The sequence below is a fragment of the Pseudoclavibacter sp. RFBB5 genome (assembly GCF_002931555.1).
Classification (GTDB): Bacteria; Actinomycetota; Actinomycetes; order Actinomycetales; family Microbacteriaceae; genus Pseudoclavibacter.
This window is the reverse complement of sequence record NZ_PSTZ01000007.1, coordinates 25942-44227: the sequence shown is the minus strand read 5'-3', so window position 1 is coordinate 44227 and position 18286 is coordinate 25942. Positions and strand designations below refer to the sequence as shown.

Genomic DNA, 18286 nt, shown 5'->3' with positions numbered 1-18286 from the left:
GGAAGGCTAGTCGAGGCGCACCGGAGCAAGCTCCGCCCACACGTCCCCCGGTCCAGGGTTCTCGGCAGCGGATGCGCCGCCCAGGTGCTTCGCGACGCCCCACACGGCGTTGAGTGCCGTCGTGACGGCGCCCTCCGCCCAGCCCGCCGTGAAGGAGATGTCGTCGCCGGCGAGGAAGATGCCTCGCTGCTCGGCGGCGAGCTCGTCCTGCACGAAGTGCCCGAAGAGGCGCTCCTGGTACCGGTAGTGGCCTGGCAGGTTGTTCTTGAAGGCGCCCATGTAGTTGGGGTCGGCCTCCCACGACACGGTGATCGGCTCGCCCACGATGTGCGCGCCGATATCGAGCCCTGGGTAGATCTTGTCGAGTGAGTGCAGCATGAGCCGCGTGCGCTCCGACGCGTCGAGGGCCAGCCACTTGAGGGCGTCGTCGTTCCACGTGTAGGAGAGCAGGATGACCGCCGGCTTGTCTGGCCCCTCGTCGATCAGATAGGTGGCGCGGGGCAGACGGTCGGTGAGGGTCATGCTCATGACGGGCTTGCCCGTCGCCGGGTCGAGGTCGCGCCAGAACGGGCGGTCGACCATGACAAACGTCTTCGACGAGAGCATGTAGTGGCTCTTCTCGATGGCCGTCCACATCTCCGGCGTGAACAGCGCCTCGTCGGTGTCGATGCGGGCCGAGAGCAGCCACGACTGGCACGTCACGATGGCGGACGCGAACTCCTGGGTGCGCCCCCACTTCTCCGTGATGCTGACCCCGCCGTTCGCGCCGCGCCTGATCGCGGCGACCGCGCCGCGCGGCACGCCGCCGTGAAGGCTCGCGAGGCTCGTACCCTCCGGCCAGTGCTCGAGCTCGGTCGGCTCGTGGTGCCAGAGGTCGACGGGCAGCTTCTGCGCACCACCCACGATGCGGCGGTGCGCGTCGTCGGCGTTCGTGAACACGACCCGCAGGATCTCGAGGATCGAGTTGCCGAAGTCGGTGTCCCATCCACCCGTGCCGAAGCCCACCTGCCCGAAGGCCTCGATGTGCTCGAAGCTGAGATCCCTGAAGGCCGCGCTCTCTGCCACGAAACCGTAGAACGAGCGGTTGTCGAACTTCCCCACCAGCTCGTTCCAGGCGGCCTTCAGGGTCTCGGTGTCACGCGCCCGGATGGCGTCCTGGATGCGAACCAGGTCAGCCTCCTCCGTCAGCGCGCGCTTCCACGCCTCCGCCACCTCCGTGAAGAACGGGGGCAGATCGGCGGGAGTCTCCGCGTAGAACGACCTCCCGGCGAGCTCGATGACGGTCGACGGGGTCACCTCCGCGAGCGGGTTGGGGAACGCCTGCGTCTCGAGCCCGAGCAGATCGACGTAGTGGTAGAACGCGCGCCCCGACTCGGGGAAGCGCATCCCACCCAGGTCGGCGATGACGCTCGGAGCGGCGTCGAACGAGCGCGTCTTCAGGCGCCCACCGATGCTGTCAGCCTCGAAGATGACGGGCTTGAGCCCCATCTTCATGAGCTCGTACGCGGCGACGACACCTGCGACTCCGGCGCCGACCACGGCCACCTCGGTGCCGTGGCGGTGCTCCGGCACCGAGCCGAGGCCAGCCGGGTGCGCGAGGAACTCGTCGTAGCTGAACGGGAAGTCCGGGTTGAGCATGGTCACCGGCTGCGGGTCCTGCGGCGTGGATGCGCCTTCAGCGCGCTGGGGGCCGCTCGGCATCGGGGTCGCGATGGTCACTTGTGCTCCTTCATGATGACGGGGGTCGCGGCCGTTGCCGCGTTGACGTAGTCGTTCTCGCTCATGGCGCCGACGATGGAGTGCTTCCGACCGTACGCGAAGTACAGGGCGACGCCCACGACCATCCACAGACCGAACACCATCCACGTGGTGCCGCCCAGGGTGACCATGAGGCCGAGGCACATGACGATGCCGAGGATGGGAACGACGGGGAAGAACGGCACCTTGTAGCTGCGTGGCAGCTCGGGGCGTGCCCGGCGCAGGTAGATGACCGAGAGGTTCACGAGCGCGAACGCGAACAGGGTGCCGATGCTCGTCGCATCCGCCAGCTCGCCGAGCGGGATGAAAGCGGCCACGATCGCGATGATCGTCCCGACGATGACCGTGCCGGCGACCGGGGTGCCGGTCGAGGGGCGCACGCGGCCGAAGATCTTCGGCACCATGCCGTCGCGCGACATGCGGAACAGGATGCGCGTCTGCCCGTAGTAGACGGTCAGCACGACGCTCGCGATGGCGATGACGGCACCCACCGAGAACATGAGGGCGAGCGCCGGCTGGCCCGTGATGTCGGTGAGGATGCGCACGAACGCGGCCTCCCCGTCGTTGAACTCGGTCCACGGGAGCGCGCCGATGGCGGCGACCGCGACGAGGATGTAGACGACCGTGACGATGATCATCGACAGGATGATGGCGCGCGGCAGGTCCTTCTGCGGGTTCTTCGCCTCGTCACCCGCCGTGGAGGCGGCGTCGAAGCCGATGTACGAGAAGAAGAGGCGGCTCGAGGCGGCCGCGACACCGGCGGCGCCCATGGGGGCGAGCGGCTCGAAGTTCTGCGTCGTGAACGCCGTGAAGGCGATGAACACGAAGATGAGCAGCACGATGACCTTGATGGCGACCATGACCGTGTTCACCCAGGCGCTCTCCTTCGCGCCGCGCACGAGCAGCAGCATCGCGACGATCACGAGGGCCGCGGCCGGCAGGTTGAAGAAGCCGCCGTCGAGGCCGATCGGGTTCGCGAGGGCCGGCGGCAGGGCGAGGCCGAAGACACCGAGGGTCTCGTTGACGTACTGGCCAGCGCCGACCGCGACGGCCGCGACGGACACGCCGTACTCGAGCACGAGACACCAGCCGCACACCCAGGCGACTCCCTCGCCCATCGTCGCGTACGAGTAGGAGTAGCTCGAGCCAGACACGGGAACGGAACTCGCCATCTCGGCGTAGGAGAGGGCGGAGAGGAGCGCCGCGAGACCGGCGACCGCGAACGCGATCCAGACGGCGGGGCCCGCTAGCGGGACCGCGGTGCCGAGGATCACGAAGATACCCGTGCCGAGCGTCGCCCCGACGCTGATCATCGTCAGCTGCCACATGCCGAGCGTGCGCTTCAGGCCGCCCTCGCCAGACTCGGTCAGCGACTCGTCGGTGAGCTGCTCCAGCGGCTTGCGGCGCAGGAGCTGCGCGCCGAGCGGCGTGCGGGACCTGCCGGTCGTGGTGGGTGATGTCGCCATTGACGGTTCCGTTCTTGATCAGGGATCGATCAGCTCTGTTGAGCGTGGCCATCGTATGGTCGCACCGAGCAGCGCAGACACGGGCGATATGCTCGGTTCGTCGCGAAGATGCGACAGAATGCACGGGAGCTCGCATGCCATCACCCTCGTCACCGCACGGCCAGGTCACCATCGCCCAGCTGCTCGCACGCCCCGAGCTGCACCTCGAGGCGCTCGTCGACGGGTCCCTCGACACGAGCATCCGCTGGGTCGCCTCGAGCGACCTCCCCGACCCGACCCCGTACCTTCTCGGCGGAGAGTTCCTGCTGACCGCCGGCGTGGGCCTGCGCGGCCTCGACGAAGCCGGCCTGGCCCGCTACATCGAGCGGGCCGTCCGGGTCGGCGTCGTGGCGATCGGCTTCGGCATCGACCCCGTCTTCACCGAAGTTCCCCCCGCGCTCGTCGACGCGTGCCGGGCGCACGCCCTCACCCTCATCCGCATCCCGAGCGACACCCCGTTCGTCGCGGTCACCCGCACCTTCGCCGAGATGACCGAGCTGCGGCGAGTGGATGCGCTGCGCACGCTCGCCGACGCCACCCGCAGGCTCCTGCGCGCCGCATCCGCCGACCAGCCGGAGACCGCCGTCGCAGCGGCCCTCGCCGAACGCCTCCACTCGTGGGCCGCCGTCGTCGGCCAGGGCGGAACCGTGCGCGCCCGGGCGGGACAGGTGCCGCCGGCGCCCGTGCTCGGCGCCCTCGCGGAGGCCGCCGACCCGACCAAGAGCGGACACGCCATCTACCCGCTGCGCAGCCTTGGCGGCGCGTCCCTCGGCACCCTGCTCGTCGAGGCCGCTCCCCCGGCCGGCTCGACAGCCCACGCGTTCCTCACGACGGCCCACGGCATGCTCGAGCTCATCGCCCGACAGCGCACCTCCGGCAGCGTCGCGCCCGGGCAGCTGCTCGTGCCGCTGCTCCTCGAAGAAGGTGACGTCTTCGCGCGCTCGAACGTCGGCCAGGACGGCGAGCTCTGGCGCGAGCTGCTCGCGCAGGCCGCAGGCGGTGATGCGCGTGCCCGGACGCTTCGGGTCGTCGTCGCCTGCGCACCATCCGCCGCGAAAGGCACCAGCGAGCTGCACCGCTGGCGGAGCCTCTTCGACACGAAGCTCGTCACGATCTCCGCCGAGCACGCCACCGTGACGCTCATCACGCGCCTCGACGTCACCGAACGACGACTCTCATCCCTCGTCGACGAAGGCTGGAGCTTCGTCGTCGGGCGGCCCGTCGCACCCGAGCAGCTGCGCGCATCCGCCGCCGAAGTCCGCGCCCTCGAGCGTCGCGCGCGCGAAGACGGTGGAGTGGTGCGCGTCGGCGCCGACCTCGCCCCCGTGCACTCCTTCATCGGCACAGCCTCAGGCCGGGCGCTCGCCGACCGGCGCCTCGAACCGTTGCTCGCCCTCGACGCCGTCGCGCGGGATGCGAAGCTCGCGCTGCTCCGAGCCTGGCTGCACGCCAACGGGCACTGGGACGCGACCGGTCGCGAACTCGGGATCCACCGCAACAGCGTGCGCCGCGGCATCGATCAGCTGCGGGGGCTGCTCGGTCTCGACCTCGACGACGCGCGCGTGCGCGCCGAACTCGTCATCGCCCTCGACTACGTCGAATAGCTAGCCGGCGAGCAAGTCGGTCAAGGCCCAGAGCAGCACCAGCGCTGCGACGACGATCGCGAACGCCGGCGCTCCCGCCACGAGAACCTCGCCGACGCTCGCCCCGCCCCGGTACCGGCGCCGCACGCGCATCGGCGAGAGCGGTTCGCTGATGCGCGTGACGCTGCACCCCGCCGCCAAGAGCGCGTCCACGACCCGGAGACCATGCGGCGTGAACGCCGCGATCGTGTCGTCACCGCGCCGCAGAATCACTCGCGCGGCAGTCCCCGGGCCCGTCCTCGTCGGAAGCAGCAGGCGCTCGACGACGACGACCTCGTCGATGACGTCGACAGGGATGACCCGCTCCCTTCGCCGCACGGACCTGATCACGAGACCGGCCCCCTCGACCCTCGCCTCGACGAACCGACCGAAGAGCACCGCGCCCGCGCTGAGCGCCACGGCCCCGAGCAGCGCCAGCACCGCGCCACCCGTCGAACCCTTCGCCCACGGCCCCGCGACAGCCTCGACGAGCGCGAACCACGCGAGGCCGGCGATAAACGCGACGGCCGCCACCACCAGAAACCACCGCCCAGCCCGTACCGACACGCGTCTCCTCCGCCCAACCCGCCGCGAGTGCCCAGCACCGGTCCACTCCGTCACCCGCGCCCACGGCGAGCAGCCGCCCGCACGAGCAAACCACCAGGGTAGCCCGCGCGACACCGCGGGGATAAGCTTCGTCCACGCTCCCCCAGCGCGCAGCACCGCATCTCCGCGAGACGAGCGCTCGCGGGACGCACCGTTGCATTTCGTGGCCTGAGCCGAGGTGAGCTCGACGTGACCCGATCCACCGATGCCCGAGCAGCACGAGTCCCCCTCCGTGCGACGCGAGGCGATGCCCTGCGCCCAGCCTTGCTGCTCATCGCCGTGCTCGCGATCGCCCTCGGCGGCATGCAGCTCGCCGTCGGCGTGGATGCGCCCGCCCCGTTCTGGGTGCCGGTCGCGTTCACCGTCGTCTTCTTCGTCTGGACCGCCGCCGGCGTCATCGCGTGGTGGCGGCGGCCGCTGAGCATGGTCGGCGGTCTGCTGCTCGTCGGCGCGATCGCGATGTTCCTTGGCGGGGTCGGCAACCTCGGCCTGCCCGTGCTCGTCGAGCTGAGCACCGTCTTCGCCACCCTCATCCTCTCGGTGACCGTGCACCTGCTGCTCGCGTTTCCTTCCGGACGGCTCCAGGGGCGGCTCTGCATCGCCACGGTGTCCGTCGGCTACGGGGTGACGCTCCTGCTGCAGATCCCGCTCTACGCGCTGCCGCCCGACTCCACCTCGCACGTCATCGCCGTCTGGGTGCAGGCGGCCGTCGGACTCAGCGTCATGGGCGTCACCGCCGCGCTGCTCATCCGCCGCCTCCGCTCCGCCGACCCGAAGAACCTGCGGGTGCTGCTCCCCCTGTACCTGTACGGGATCCTGGCGGTGCTGAGCATTCCCCTCTCCGCCAACGTGCTGCGTGTCCTCGGCGCTCCGGGCGAGGTGATCGGCTCCATCCAACTGGTCGTCATCGCGGGCATCCCCGTCGCATTCCTCCTCGGTGTGCTCATCGGCGGTTACGCGCAGACAGTGGAGGCGGAGGCGCTCAGCGCCTGGTTCAGCCTCGCCGGCTCCGCGCGCACGGTCGTCGGCCCGGCGCTCGCCCGTTCCCTCGGTGACGACTCGCTGCGTGTCGCGTACTGGGCGGACGAGCGGGAGGCGTTCGTCGACGAGGACGGGCTCGACGTGGATGTGCGCGCCCAGTCCGAGCCGCGCCGCTGGCAGGAGGTGCACGTCGAGTCCCGACTGGTCGGTGCCATCAGCTACGACGGGCGGATGATCGCCGACCCGGAGAGCGTGCGCCGGGCCGGTCGCGTGCTCGCCATCGCACTCGACCGCGAACGACTCACCGCGGCGCTCCTCGCCAGCAACGAAGCGCTGCAGCAGTCGAGGCTCCGCATCGTCGAGACCGCCGACCGCGAGCGCGGCCGCATCGCCCGTGACCTGCACGACGGGCTCCAGGTGCAGCTCGTGCTGCTCGCCCTCGAAGCGCAGCAGATCGCGAACTCCGCCGACGCGCATCCGTCGACCGTGACCGAGGCGACCGCCTTGCGGCACCGCATCGACGTCGCCGCCGCCGACCTGCGCAGCCTCGTGCACGCCGTACTGCCGTCGGCGCTCGTGGAACGCGGCCTGACCGCGGCCGCGGAAGACCTCGTCGACCGGCTGGAGATCCCCGCCAGGCTCGTGAGCGACGCCGACGACGCCGCTCTGCCCTCCGCCACCTCGCAGTCGGCGTACCTTATCGTCGCCGAGGCCCTCACCAACGCCGTCAAGCATTCGGAGGCGCGCTCAGTGGAGGTGCGCATCACGCAGACGGGAAGCCTGCTGAGCGTCTCGGTGCGCGACGACGGACGCGGCGGCGCGCGCCTCGAGGGCGGCTCCGGGCTGAAGGGGCTCGTCGACCGCATCGACACCCTCGGCGGGTCCTTCGCCTTGATCTCCCCCGTCGGGTCGGGAACGGAAGTACGAGTGGAGCTGCCATGCGAGTCGTGATCGGTGAGGATGAGGTGCTGCTGCGGGAGGGGCTCGGGCATGTCCTCACCAACGACGGCTTGGAGGTGGTCGCCTCGGTCGGGACGGCGGTCGAGCTGGAGGTCGAGGTCGAGCGGCACGTCCCCGACCTGGTGATCACCGACATCCGGATGCCGCCGAGCTACACCGACGAGGGTCTCGTCGCGGCGCTCCGCATCCGCCAAGCCCACCCCGAGGTGGCGGTCGTCGTGCTCTCGCAGCACGTGCAGCGGCGATACGCGAGCGAGCTCATCGGGCAGCGCGACGGGGGCGTCGGCTACCTCCTCAAGCAGCGCATCGCGGATGTGCGCGCGTTCACCGCGGACCTGCGCCACGTGCAGGCCGGCGGCACGGTTCTCGACCCCGACGTGGTCGCCGTGCTCGTCGCGCGCGCGAGCAAGCTCAGCGGGCCCGTCGGAGACCTCACGCCCCGGCAGCTCGAGGTGCTCGGCCTCATGGCCGAAGGGCGCAGCAACAGCCACATCGCCGCGCGCCTCGGGTCGTCCGAGAAAGCGGTGGTGCACCACACCTCGAACATCTACGACACCTTCGGCCTTCCCGTCGCCGCCGACGACCACCGCCGCGTGCTCGCGGTCGTCCGCTACCTGGCGGCGGCGGGCGACCTGGATGGCGGAGCCGGCATCCACTGAACGCACCCGCGTGTCCGTCGACCGCGATCTGCGCGGATTTGTAACAGTCGCGCGTTTCTGGGCATGTAGGAGATGTGAGCCCGAACAGACTCGAGAACCACCGCGCGGAGCGATTCTCCGCGCTGTACGACGACAGCTACGTCGACGTGCTGCGATTCCTCGCCCGCCGCACGTCTCTCCACGCGGCCGAGGACGTCGCTCACGAGGTCTTCCTGACCGCGTGGCGCCGCCTCGACGACGTGCCGCCACTGCGCGACGAGGCGCGCGCCTGGCTGTTCGGCACGGCGCGCAACTGCCTGCTGCGCGAGTGGCGCGAGAGGGGCAAGCGGAACGACCTCAGCGTGCGGATCGCGGACGCCGAGCAGACGCTGCCGTTCAGCGACGAGGCGCGGGCAGCTGACACCCGCCTCGACCTCGCCACCGCGTGGAGCCGACTCGACCCGAGCCACCAGGAGGTCCTCTCGCTCGCGATCTGGGAGCAGCTCCCCTCCTCCCTCGCCGGGACGGTGCTCGGCATCAGCGCACAGAGCTACCGCGTCCGCCTGCACCGCGCCAGAGCCGCGCTGCGTCAGCACCTCGAAGAGCCGACACCACCACCGCATTCCCCCTCGACCGTCACGGAGCACCAGGCATGAACGTCGACGACGAAACCCTGAAGCAGCTGCGCAAGCTCGACGCTGCACCGTTCACGACCCTGACCGAGAACCAGCGGGCACGAGCCGCGACGGGCAAGGCGAGCATCCTCGCCACCCCTCTCGAGAGTGAAGCGCAGCCGGTCCCCTCCGCCCGTTCTCGCAGAGGCCGCGCACGCACTCGCTCGCGCCTCGCGTGGAGCGTCGGCCTCGTCGCGGTGACGGGCGCAGCCGTGGCAGCACTCGTGTTCGCCGCGACCACCTATCTCGGCGCCCCGGGCCCCGTCGTCGGCACCACGCCGGACGCGACGAGTGAGCCGTCACCGTCGACGCCCGCGCCCGCAGAACAGCCGCAGCTGACCGAAGCCGAGGCTGTTGCCGGATGCGTCGAGGCGTGGCGACCAGATCCGTCCATCCAGTCACCAGAGCGGTACAACGCCACCTACGTGAACGACAAGGCCATCGCGAACGTCGTGGACGGCGAATGGCAGATCACCCTCGTTCCAACGCGGCAAGTTGAGGCCGAATGGAACCTCTTCTGCAACTCGTTTGGCGAGGTCGTGACGACGTTCACCAACGGCTACGAGGATTGGCCGACGCTCCCGTCACTCCTGGCGACAACCACCGGTGAGACCGTGCTGCTCACACCGGAGCACTCGCCCACGCGCCCGATGTACAACCAGGTGATGGGGACACTCGAGTTGAGTGACACCGGCTGCTGGTACCTCGTCGATGGCCGGAGCCGGGCGCTGCTGCAGTTCCCGTTCGGTTCCGTCCTGAGCGACGACGGCCAGAGCGTCGACGTTCCAGGGCTCGGCACCGTGCGCGCAGGCGTCGCGATCGATGGGACCGGTGAAGTCGGATCGGCCCCGTCTGATACCCCGGAGAGCTGCGGCGGACCGGCGCAGCCGATGGCGTTCTGGCACGTGACCTCGTGACGCGCCGGCCCCAACCTCTTCAAGACGCCGACACGTCCGGTGCCATAGGTCGTTTTCACCCCATTCGACCGCCCCAAGAGGGGTGAAAACGACCCAATTGCGGGGGCGCGGGCGCGGGCGCGTGCGCGTGCGGACGCTAGCCCTCCACCGGCTTGCTGTAGAGCGCCCCGATGAGCGCCTTCGCGATCTCGGTGGCCGGCCCCGCGCCGTTCGCCGCCGGGGCGAGGTTCGCCCACACCACCAGCGTGACGTCGGCCTCCGGGTCGTAGCCCATGAAGGAGTTGAAGCCGGGAAGCTCGCCCGTGTGGCCGTAGAACTGGCCGAAGTGCGCGATGTTGTAGCCGTACGACGGGTCGGCCGGGTTCTTGCTGGTCGGCTGGAAGCTGTCCATCCGCGCCTGCTGCATGTCCGGTTCGAGGATGTCGCCGCTCTTCCCGCCGAGCGCTTCCACCCAGTCGGCGAGGTCGCCCGCGGTCGAGAGGCCGGCGCCAGCCGACCACGCCCACGACGGGTTGTCGAGGGTGCCGTCGTTGGGCGTGAACGTGCCCTCCTCGACCTGCTTCATGAGGTCCGGCGGCAGCTTCGACGAGCCGAGCGTGTTGACGTTCGTCCACCAGAAGTAGCCGTCCGAATGCGGTGACGGGATGCTGCTGTCGCCGATCTCGGGGAACGACGTCTCGTCGAGGCCAAGCGGCGTGAAGATGCGGTCCTGGTAGATCTCGGCGAGGGGCTTCCCGTCGAGGTCCTGGGCGATGAGGCCGAGCAGGATCGTGTTGGTGTTCGAGTAGTGGTAGTCAGTGCCCGGCTCGAAGTCCACGGGCAACGGCAACGCCAACTTGATGAGCTCCTCCGGCTGCCACACCCGGTCGGGTTCCTCATCCAGTGCCGTGTTGAGCTCGAGCGTCTCCGTGTAGTTGGCGAGCCCGCTGCGCATGAGCAGCATCTGCTCGATCGTGATGCTGTCGCCGTTCGGCACGTCTGGGCGGTACTTCGACACCGGGTCCTCGAGCGCGATCTTGCCCTCCTGCACGAGCTGCAGGATGACGGTGCCCGTCCACGTCTTCGTGTTGGAGCCGATGCGGATGTGGTCGGCGACCGAGACGGGCGTGCTGCCGCCCGGCTTCGTCACACCGTAGGTCGCCGTGAACTCCCCCTCCGGCGTGCGCAGCAGCATCACGGCGCCCGGCTGCCCGAGCGCCTCCGCGGTCTCCTCGAAGACGGCCGTGACCGCGGCTTCGTCGAACGGCTTGAGCGTGGATGCGGGTGCCGAGGCTGCCGGCGTCTCAGCCGCGCAGGACGCCAGCCCCAGAAGGGCCACCAGTGCTGCGGCGGTCACCGTCGTGCGCTTCGCGATCGTGGACATGTCCTGTCTCCTCATCTGGTTCGTGCGCGTGCATCCTGGTCGGTCAGTAGGCCTGTTGGATGATCGCCGCGACCTGGCCGACGTTGTCGTTCGCCTCGAAGACGCCCGGCATGCCCTCGTAGAAGCCCTGGTTCACGATGATCGTGAAGGCCAGGTTGCGGCCGGACTCGGTCTGCATGACGCCGCCGAGGGTCTTGGTTGCGAGGCGGAGCCGATCGTTGAAGGCGTCGCCGCCCACGAGCGTGCCCGTCTTCGCGTACACCCTGCCCGCGGCGGGGCTGTCCTTCTGCACGTCGGCGAGCGACCCGTCGACGCCCAGGATGGGCATCGTGTCGCGCCACCGCTCGGCATCCGGCCGCTCGGCCATGAGCGACTGGATCTGCACGGCGTTCTTCGGCGTGATGTAGTTGCCCTCGAGGCCGGAGCCGTCGACGAGCGAGGCGCCAGTCGTATCGAGGCCGGCCTCGGCCCAGATCGCCTGCGCGACGCCCATGCCATCCTCGTCGCAGTCGTTCTTGCCTGCGTCGACCGCGAGGCGGCAGATGAGGGTCTGAGCGCCGCGGTTGTAGCTGACCTTCATGACGTAGGTGATCTCTTCGGCGAGTGGGAGCGACTCGAGCTCGGCGACCGCGGGCAGCGCCTCGACGGCATCCCACTCGGGGAGCGCCGACGTCGGGTTTTCCGCGAACGGGTCCGCACTGACCGTCACTCCCGCGCGTTCGAGCGCCTCGATGAAGGCCGTACGGGCGAACGTCGACGGGTCGTCGAACTCGAAAACGCGCAGCACGGGGTCAGCATCCGCGGCGATCGTGCCGGACACGACAAGCGTGTTGGGGTCGCTCGCCGATACCTTCGGCGCGGAGACCTTGGACTCCTCGCCCGCAGGCACCGTCTCCACCTGCAGGTCCAGCGTCCACTTGCCGACGGCTGGCGTCAGCGCGGCAGTCGCAGGCTGGCCCGCCTCGCCCGGCGTGACGAGCACGTCGAGGAGGTTCTGGTTGATGACGATCGGGGTGATGGGCTGCTCGGCGAGCGTCCCCTCAAACAGGCGGTCGTCGATGATCACGTCGCCGTTCACCGTCGTGATGCCGGACGCCTTCACCTGCCCGGCCAGCTCGTCGAGGCCCGTGAGCGGGTCCTCCGGGGTGAGCGTCGCGCCCGGCAGCGGGTTGGCGTCGTTGTGATCGAGGTTCGCGAAGCTGACCGTGCCGTCGTCCTTCGTGCGCCCGCCCATCGTCAGGTCTCCCTGCCCGACGAGCACGAGGTCGCCATCGAGGGTGCCCGCCGAGACCTCACCGGACTGCTTCACTGGCGTCGTGACCGTGTGGTCCGGCCCCCACTTCACCCACGCAGCTCCTGCGCTGTACGTCTTCACGAACGAGCCAGGCTCGGCGAGCTTCCCACCGTCGAGATCGATGAGCGTCTCCCCCGTGTCGAGGTCCTCGACCGAGATCGACCAGCGACCGCTCGCGAACTGCGGCTGGTTCATCACTTCCAGCGCCTCATCCGGGAGCCCGGGAACCGAGACGAGCGTCGTCCCGTCCCACACCGGGACCTCCGCGTCGTTCGCGTCGGCCGCGACGCACCCCGTGAGCAGCAGCATCGCGACGGCCCCCGCCGTCAGAACGCTTGCGCCGCGGCCGAACTCTGGTCGGCGCATCCGCCCGGCGCGCTCGCCTGGGTTCGCTGTGCCGAAGATCATGCGCCCGTTCCGTTCGCGAGAACCTCGGCGAGCGCGCGGAAGCCCTGATCCGCTGGATGCGCATCCGGGTTGTTCGAGACGTTCATGTAGACGACGATGCTCGCCCCGGTCGCCGGGTCGTGGAAGGTCGCGGCCGTGAAGCCGAGGCCCTCCCCGTTGTGCCCGAACCAGCCGTTCGTCTCCCCCATGCCGACCGCGTACAGGTCGTAGGGCGGGCTCGGGATCTTGTGCCCGATCTCCCGCAGCTCCTGCGTCTCCGGCTTCAGCAGCGCGCCCGTGCCGAGCGTCTCGGCCCACGCCCTGCCGTCTTCGAGGGTCGAGAACAGCGAACCGGCCGGCCCGAGGATCGAGGAGTTCTCCTCCATCGGCATCGGCTCGCCGTCGATGACGTACCCGGTGGGATGTGGCTGCGCCCAGTCGTCGACGTCCGTGATGTACGTCGTGCCGGTCTGCCCGAGCGGGGTCAGGATGCGCTCCTGGATGGCGTCAGCGTAGGCCGCGCCGGTGACCTTCTCGACGACCGCGCCGAGCAGGTTCGTGTTGGCGTTCGTGTACACGTACTCGGTGCCGGGCTCGAACTGAGCTGGCTGGTCGAGGACGAAGCTGTTGAGCTCCTCGAGCGTGTAGACCTTCGTCGGGTCGGCCAGGAACTTGTCCTGGAAGGCTTCGGTGACGTAGTCGGCGTTGCCGCTCGACATGTTCGCCAGCTGCAGCAGCGTGATCTTGTCGCCGTTCGTGACGCCATCGACGTACTGGTCGATCGTGTCGTCAAGGCTCAGCTCGCCCTCGTCGGCGAGCTGCAGGATCATCGAGACCGTGTACGACTTCGTGATGCTTCGGATGGGCCACGACATGTCGGTTGTCGTCGGTGTGTTCGCCTCCACGTTCGCGAGGCCGGCAGCGGTCGTCCACGAGCCCTGGCCCGGAATCCACACACCGACAGCAGCGCCCGGAACGTCGTACTCGGCCATGACCTCGTCGAGCGCTGCCCGCAGCTCGTCCTGGAGCTCAGCGGGCAGCTCGCCCTCCGGGGCGCCCGACCTGGTCACCTGCGGCGAGGCCGGGTCTGCGGAACTGCCGCCGCCGTCACCGCCGGCACTCGTGCATCCGCTCACCAGCAGGCCGAGGACGGTCGTCAGCGCCGCGAGCGGCAGGATTCGGGAGGTTCGGTGTGGAGCCTGGTGCGTCGGCATGATTCCTCATTCGTCGAGGTTCCCTGAGACGCGTCGGGGGCGTGTGGCGTCTCAGGAAACAGACTCGCGGACGAGTGCGGGGCGCGGAAGGGACCTAGGTCCCTGCTGGTCAGGCGCGGTCGAGAGGCTTCTCGGAGGTGATCCTCACGTTCAGTAGCATCGCGCTCATGAGCGAAGCGCGCGTGAGGGCACGACGAACCGAGGCAGGCCGGGCGCCGGCGGCGAGACGACGCCGCGGGGTCAGCGTCGTGCTCGGCGTCGCGCTCGGCGTCGCGATCACCTTCGGAGGGGCACTCACCGCGTGTGCGCCGACCGCGCAGCCATCGGAACCGGGCGAGACGATCTGGCCAGCGCCGGGGCCCGCGAGCACGAACACCACCGACACGACCATCCTCTACGCGGCTGGCCGCGAACCGACGTCCGTCATGGAGGCGAGAGTCACGGGCACGCTCGCGCTCAGCGAGGGCGGATGCTGGGTCGTGGGCACGGGCGATGAGCAGACCTTCGTGCAGTTCCCCTTCGGCTCGGTGCTCGCGCCCGGCGGGCAGAGCATCGACGTGCCGGGCTTCGGAACCGTCGGCGCCGGCGACACCATCGACGGAGGCGACGGGTACGGGAGCGCGCCGGCTGATGCGCCCGAGGCCTGCGGGGCCCCTGGTCAGCCGATGGTGTTCTGGCAGACGACCTGAGCGGCCCCGGAGGGCGAGCGGTGGGGCTCAGACGGAGGGGTCGGCTTCACCCGGAGGCGTGGACCTCAACCGGAGCGGGTGGGCTTCAGCCGGAGCGCGAGCGACGAGGCCTCAGCCGGAGGGATTCTCCACCGGGAAGCCGTCGGCATCCGTGCCGGCTTCAGGGTTTACCTCGCTCGGCGGGGTGGGCACGCTCTCGTTTCGGGCCGCGTCCGGGTCGCCGCGGTCCTCGCCCACGGCGCGGACGCTTCTCAGCGCGTCGCGCTCGGCAGCTTCGGCCGCCTCCGCTGCGCTTGGACCCTCGTCGGACGTGTCGGCACCTGCTGGCTCATTGGTCATGGCCCGGACGCTACGCGACGAAGATCTGTGGCCCCGAGGGGTTGCGCGCCAGCGCTGGCGGTGCATCCCTCCGCGATCAGCGGCGGCCGGTGTCCTGGTCGCCGCCCTCACCCGACGAGACCTGTGCGTCGCGTCGCCGGCGGGCCGCCTCACGGTAGACGACCCAGAGGAGCGTCGTCGGCAGGATCAGCAAGATGCGATGGAACAGGTCCCCGGTCTGGAAGGACGCGGCGACGACGAGTACAGACAGCAGCACGAGGCCCGCGAGAATCCAGCGGCGTTCGGTCCTGGTGTTCATATCGACCTCCGGTGTTCGACATTGTGGCTCGCGTTCCGGTCGCGCTCCCGTGAAAGCGCTCGCGACCCAGCCAACCAGTCGTCGCTCCGCGTTCGCTCCGCACGCTCCCGCGCATCTGTCAGGAACGTTGGTATGGCCATACGGTGACGCTCCAGCAGTCCGGCGTACCGGCGGTCCGGCGCACCGCCGACGGAAGCCCGGGCAAGGCTGCGCTCACGCCGAGCCGGTTCGCACCGTGTCAGAGTGCATCGCCGTCTGCTGGAGCGCCGAGCGCAGCGAGAAACCGGCGAGCTTCTCCCAGCCGGCCGACCACGTAAGGCGCGAGGCGATCTCGAAGATCGAGGCTTCCGGCAGGGCGGCGAGGGCGTCCAGCACCTCATCGGTGCGCTGCTGGTGGTGGCGCGCATGCTCGACGCACCGCTGCGCGAGACCCGTGAACCGGTAGCCGTGGCCCGGCACAGCCTCGTCGACGCCGAGGCCGCCGAGGCGCCGCAGCGAGCGCTGGTACTGCAGCACCGGGTTGGTGCCGTCGTCACCGCCGAGACCAAGCCCGGGGTGCAGCACCGGCGAGACGTGGTCGCCGGTGAAGACCAGGCGAGCGTCGTCGTCGACGAGCGAGAGGTGGCCCGGCGTGTGTCCCGGCGTGTGGACGGCGCGCATCCGCCGCCCAGGGACGTCGAGCAGCTGAGCATCATCGACGAGCACGTCGGCCTGCAACGACACGGGCGTCGCCGACCGCCCCACGAGCGTGAGGATCTCGGGGTGGCGTTCAACCGGCACTCCCCACGCGGTGAGCCGCGTGCGTTCGGCGGCGACGTTCGGGCGGTCGGCCGCGAGCCGGTCGAGTGCCGCCTGTTCGGCCCGGTGCAGCACGATCGGCGCCCCCGTCGCATTCCGAAGCCGTTCGGCCAAGCCGAGGTGATCGTGGTGCAGGTGCGTGACGATGATCGATCGCACCTGGTCGAGCCGGTGTCCGGTGGCCGCGATGGCCGTGGTGAGGACGCCGAGGTTCTCATCGGAGTCTGAGCCTGGATCGACGACGTGCACCCCGCCCGCATCATCGGCGACGACCGATGCGATCGTGCACGGGATGCGCCCGCCCGGCGTCGGCCCCGGTGGCATGGGAATGCCCACGGTCCAGATTCCGTCCCGGACGAGTTCGAGCGGCGCGACGGCTCCCGCGTTCCAGGCCGCTTCCTGCAGTGCGCTGCTGGCTACGACCCCGGAGCTGCTCATCGCTCGTTCACCAGGTCGGACACGATGCCGCACGCAGTGCTTCCCATGCCTGAAGCCTAGGACGTCGCAGCCTCTGGCTCACCGGGGGCGTCCGGGCGGCTCGGAACGGCAACCCGCCGCGCCCTGCCGCGCCTCGTGTCCAACATCAGTGCGAAATCGGCCGAAACCGCCTCCAGAACGTCGATCGGGCCCGATATTGCACTGATGTTGGACAGCGAACGCGGCGAGCGCGCGCCGGTGGACGCGCTAGCTGCGCACTGCGAACATCGACACGAGTTCGTACACGACGTGGGCCGCGGCGACGCCGGTGAGTTCCGCGTGGTCGTAGGCCGGCGACACCTCGACGACGTCGGCGCCGACAACGTTGAGGTCAGCGAGTCCGCGCAGGATCTCGAGGAGCTCGCGGCTCGTCATGCCGCCTGCCTCCGGCGTTCCTGTGCCCGGCGCATGCGCCGGGTCGAGCACGTCGATGTCGATCGAGATGTAGAGGGGGCGGTCGCCGATGCGCTCGCGCAGCTGCTGCACGACGGCGTCAGCTCCACGGCGGTAGATGTCGGCCGAGCTGACGATGCCGAAGCCGAAGCGCTCGTCGTCCTCGAGGTCCTGCTTCCCGTAGAGCGGCCCGCGCGTGCCGACGTGGCTGAGCGCATCCGTGTCCAGCAGCCCCTCCTCGAACGCGCGACGGAACGGCGTGCCGTGCGTGTAGGCAGCCCCGAAGTAGGTGTCCCACGTGTCGAGGTGCGCGTCGAAGTGCAGCATCGCGACGGGGCCGTGGATGCGCGCCATGTTGCGCAGCAGCGGCAGCGCGATCGTGTGGTCGCCGCCGATGGTGACGATCTTCGCGCCCGTGTCGCTCAACGCCTTGGCTGCTGCCTCGACCGTGCCGAGCGCCTCCTCGATGTCGAACGGGTTGACGGGCACGTCGCCCGCGTCCGCGACCTGCTGGGCGGCGAACGGGGACACATCGAGCGTCGGGTGGTACGGCCGGAGGAGGCGGCTCGACTGGCGCACGTGCGCCGGACCGAAGCGGGCTCCGGGGCGGTACGAGACGCCACTGTCGAAGGGAACGCCGAGGATCGCGACGTCGAGCTGCTCGACCTCGTCGACACGCGGCAGCAACGCGAACGTCGCGGGGCCCGCGAAGCGCGGAACCTGCGCCGAGTCCGTCGGTCCGATGTTGCCGTTCTGCGTCACCCGAGGCGGGTTCGTCCAGAAGAAATCGTTGCTCACTGTGGGGCCTCCTTGCCGCGTGCTTCTCAGTCGAAGCTAGCGAAGGTGGCCTGTCGTGATGCGCGCGCTTTGCACCGTCGCCTACAACTGCCGGTGCAAAGCGCACCCGTCCGGGCGATCTCGTCCCGACCGGTGCCGACGGCCGTGATTCTGCGCATCCACCCCCGCGCCCGACCAAGCCCAGCCAGGACCAGCAGAGACCAGCAATGCCCGGGCTGTGTCGCTCGCGACCGCGATCGCTGCCAGCCGAAGCGCCCTTCAGAACCGCCGTATAGGGCCAATTGGGTGGCAGCGATCGTCGCAGAGTCAGCCGGAGCGGCCAATTGGCTGGCAGTGATGGGCGATGTGCGAGCGGATGCATCCACCTGGCCGGCGGCGACCAGCGAGCACGGCCCGCTCATGCACGGGTCTCACCCAAACAATCGCGATCACTGCCAGCCGAAGCGCCCTTCAGAACCGCCGAAAAGGGCCATTTGACTGGCAGCGATCGTGGCAGAGCCAGCCGAAGGGGCCATCTGGCTGGCAGCGATTCGGCCCGTCGGCAGCGGATGCGGCCGCACTGGCAACGGATGCGC

At 69.9% G+C, this 18286-nt stretch carries 16 protein-coding genes; 6 read left to right on the top strand and 10 right to left on the bottom strand.

The genetic code is table 11. From position 1 onward, the window contains the following. Nucleotides 1-6: 6 nt before the first annotated feature. Complete coding sequence (locus C5B97_RS08160; protein WP_104312535.1) at nucleotides 7-1701, bottom strand: NAD(P)/FAD-dependent oxidoreductase; 1695 nt, start codon at nucleotides 1699-1701, stop codon at nucleotides 7-9. Between the two features lie 14 nt (nucleotides 1702-1715). After that, nucleotides 1716-3224: an amino acid permease gene (locus tag C5B97_RS08155; protein ID WP_104311616.1), complete on the bottom strand. Its 1509-nt coding sequence runs from the start codon at nucleotides 3222-3224 to the stop codon at nucleotides 1716-1718. A 134-nt stretch (nucleotides 3225-3358) separates the two neighbouring features. On the opposite strand from C5B97_RS08155, the gene C5B97_RS08150 reads away from it, so the two are divergent. Continuing rightward, a complete protein-coding gene (locus C5B97_RS08150) occupies nucleotides 3359-4867 on the top strand; it encodes a PucR family transcriptional regulator ligand-binding domain-containing protein (RefSeq protein WP_181026949.1) in 1509 nt (502 codons plus the stop codon). Here the strand turns inward: C5B97_RS08150 and C5B97_RS08145 are convergent, their stop codons facing one another. Next, entirely contained in the window at nucleotides 4868-5452 is a 585-nt protein-coding gene (locus tag C5B97_RS08145; RefSeq protein WP_146080762.1) for a hypothetical protein, read from the bottom strand. It abuts the gene before it with no gap. A gap of 228 nt (nucleotides 5453-5680) precedes the next feature. Between C5B97_RS08145 and C5B97_RS08140 the strand changes: the two genes are divergently transcribed. From C5B97_RS08140 to C5B97_RS08125, 4 genes are all read left to right on the top strand, one after another. Next, the gene (locus tag C5B97_RS08140) at nucleotides 5681-7423 is read left to right on the top strand and encodes a sensor histidine kinase (RefSeq protein WP_146080761.1); all 1743 of its coding nucleotides are present in this window, start codon (nucleotides 5681-5683) and stop codon (nucleotides 7421-7423) included. Continuing rightward, nucleotides 7411-8091, top strand: coding sequence for a response regulator transcription factor (locus C5B97_RS08135; protein ID WP_104311612.1), 681 nt, complete (start codon nucleotides 7411-7413; stop codon nucleotides 8089-8091). The genes C5B97_RS08140 and C5B97_RS08135 overlap by 13 nt, the downstream gene beginning before the upstream one ends. Before the next feature lie 74 nt (nucleotides 8092-8165). Beyond that, nucleotides 8166-8726, top strand: a complete 561-nt coding sequence (locus C5B97_RS08130; RefSeq protein WP_104311611.1) for an RNA polymerase sigma factor — start codon at nucleotides 8166-8168, stop codon at nucleotides 8724-8726. Continuing rightward, nucleotides 8723-9661 (top strand): hypothetical protein, encoded by a 939-nt coding sequence (locus C5B97_RS08125; RefSeq protein ID WP_104311610.1) that lies wholly within the window; start codon nucleotides 8723-8725, stop codon nucleotides 9659-9661. Before C5B97_RS08130 ends, C5B97_RS08125 begins: the two co-directional genes overlap by 4 nt. A gap of 136 nt (nucleotides 9662-9797) precedes the next feature. Here the strand turns inward: C5B97_RS08125 and C5B97_RS08120 are convergent, their stop codons facing one another. Genes C5B97_RS08120 through C5B97_RS08110 form a run of 3 tightly spaced genes read right to left on the bottom strand, consistent with a single transcriptional unit; the run spans nucleotide 9798 to nucleotide 13919 of the window. Continuing rightward, nucleotides 9798-11024, bottom strand: a complete 1227-nt coding sequence (locus tag C5B97_RS08120; protein WP_104311609.1) for a serine hydrolase — start codon at nucleotides 11022-11024, stop codon at nucleotides 9798-9800. A gap of 43 nt (nucleotides 11025-11067) precedes the next feature. Next, nucleotides 11068-12726: a D-alanyl-D-alanine carboxypeptidase/D-alanyl-D-alanine-endopeptidase gene (gene dacB, locus C5B97_RS08115; RefSeq protein ID WP_104311608.1), complete on the bottom strand. Its 1659-nt coding sequence runs from the start codon at nucleotides 12724-12726 to the stop codon at nucleotides 11068-11070. After that, on the bottom strand, nucleotides 12723-13919 hold the full coding sequence (locus C5B97_RS08110) for a serine hydrolase (protein ID WP_104311607.1): 1197 nt from the start codon (nucleotides 13917-13919) through the stop codon (nucleotides 12723-12725). Before C5B97_RS08110 ends, dacB begins: the two co-directional genes overlap by 4 nt. Before the next feature lie 167 nt (nucleotides 13920-14086). Here C5B97_RS08110 and C5B97_RS08105 point away from each other — a divergent pair, with 167 nt between their 5' ends. After that, complete coding sequence (locus C5B97_RS08105) at nucleotides 14087-14608, top strand: hypothetical protein (protein ID WP_146080760.1); 522 nt, start codon at nucleotides 14087-14089, stop codon at nucleotides 14606-14608. Between the two features lie 111 nt (nucleotides 14609-14719). Here C5B97_RS08105 and C5B97_RS08100 read toward each other — a convergent pair whose 3' ends face one another. The 4 genes from C5B97_RS08100 to speB all read right to left on the bottom strand — a co-directional run bounded on the left by C5B97_RS08100 (nucleotide 14720) and on the right by speB (nucleotide 17711). Further along, entirely contained in the window at nucleotides 14720-14947 is a 228-nt protein-coding gene (locus C5B97_RS08100) for a hypothetical protein (protein WP_104311605.1), read from the bottom strand. Between the two features lie 76 nt (nucleotides 14948-15023). Beyond that, entirely contained in the window at nucleotides 15024-15245 is a 222-nt protein-coding gene (locus tag C5B97_RS08095; protein ID WP_104311604.1) for a hypothetical protein, read from the bottom strand. Between the two features lie 213 nt (nucleotides 15246-15458). Beyond that, a complete protein-coding gene (locus tag C5B97_RS08090; RefSeq protein WP_104311603.1) occupies nucleotides 15459-16481 on the bottom strand; it encodes an MBL fold metallo-hydrolase in 1023 nt (340 codons plus the stop codon). A 246-nt stretch (nucleotides 16482-16727) separates the two neighbouring features. Then, on the bottom strand, nucleotides 16728-17711 hold the full coding sequence (gene speB, locus C5B97_RS08085; protein WP_244295994.1) for an agmatinase: 984 nt from the start codon (nucleotides 17709-17711) through the stop codon (nucleotides 16728-16730). Nucleotides 17712-18286: the final 575 nt, after the last annotated feature.

Bases quoted from the DNA above. Each gene is read 5' to 3' on its own strand.
- C5B97_RS08160 (WP_104312535.1), bottom strand. From the start codon at position 1,701: ATGCCGAGCGGCCCCCAGCGCGCTGAAGGCGCATCCACGCCGCAGGAC.
- C5B97_RS08155 (WP_104311616.1), bottom strand. From the start codon at position 3,224: ATGGCGACATCACCCACCACGACCGGCAGGTCCCGCACGCCGCTCGGC.
- C5B97_RS08150 (WP_181026949.1), top strand. From the start codon at position 3,359: ATGCCATCACCCTCGTCACCGCACGGCCAGGTCACCATCGCCCAGCTG.
- C5B97_RS08135 (WP_104311612.1), top strand. From the start codon at position 7,411: ATGCGAGTCGTGATCGGTGAGGATGAGGTGCTGCTGCGGGAGGGGCTC.
- C5B97_RS08125 (WP_104311610.1), top strand. From the start codon at position 8,723: ATGAACGTCGACGACGAAACCCTGAAGCAGCTGCGCAAGCTCGACGCT.
- C5B97_RS08120 (WP_104311609.1), bottom strand. From the start codon at position 11,024: ATGTCCACGATCGCGAAGCGCACGACGGTGACCGCCGCAGCACTGGTG.
- dacB (WP_104311608.1), bottom strand. From the start codon at position 12,726: ATGATCTTCGGCACAGCGAACCCAGGCGAGCGCGCCGGGCGGATGCGC.
- C5B97_RS08110 (WP_104311607.1), bottom strand. From the start codon at position 13,919: ATGCCGACGCACCAGGCTCCACACCGAACCTCCCGAATCCTGCCGCTC.
- C5B97_RS08105 (WP_146080760.1), top strand. From the start codon at position 14,087: ATGAGCGAAGCGCGCGTGAGGGCACGACGAACCGAGGCAGGCCGGGCG.
- C5B97_RS08100 (WP_104311605.1), bottom strand. From the start codon at position 14,947: ATGACCAATGAGCCAGCAGGTGCCGACACGTCCGACGAGGGTCCAAGC.
- C5B97_RS08095 (WP_104311604.1), bottom strand. From the start codon at position 15,245: ATGAACACCAGGACCGAACGCCGCTGGATTCTCGCGGGCCTCGTGCTG.
- C5B97_RS08090 (WP_104311603.1), bottom strand. From the start codon at position 16,481: ATGAGCAGCTCCGGGGTCGTAGCCAGCAGCGCACTGCAGGAAGCGGCC.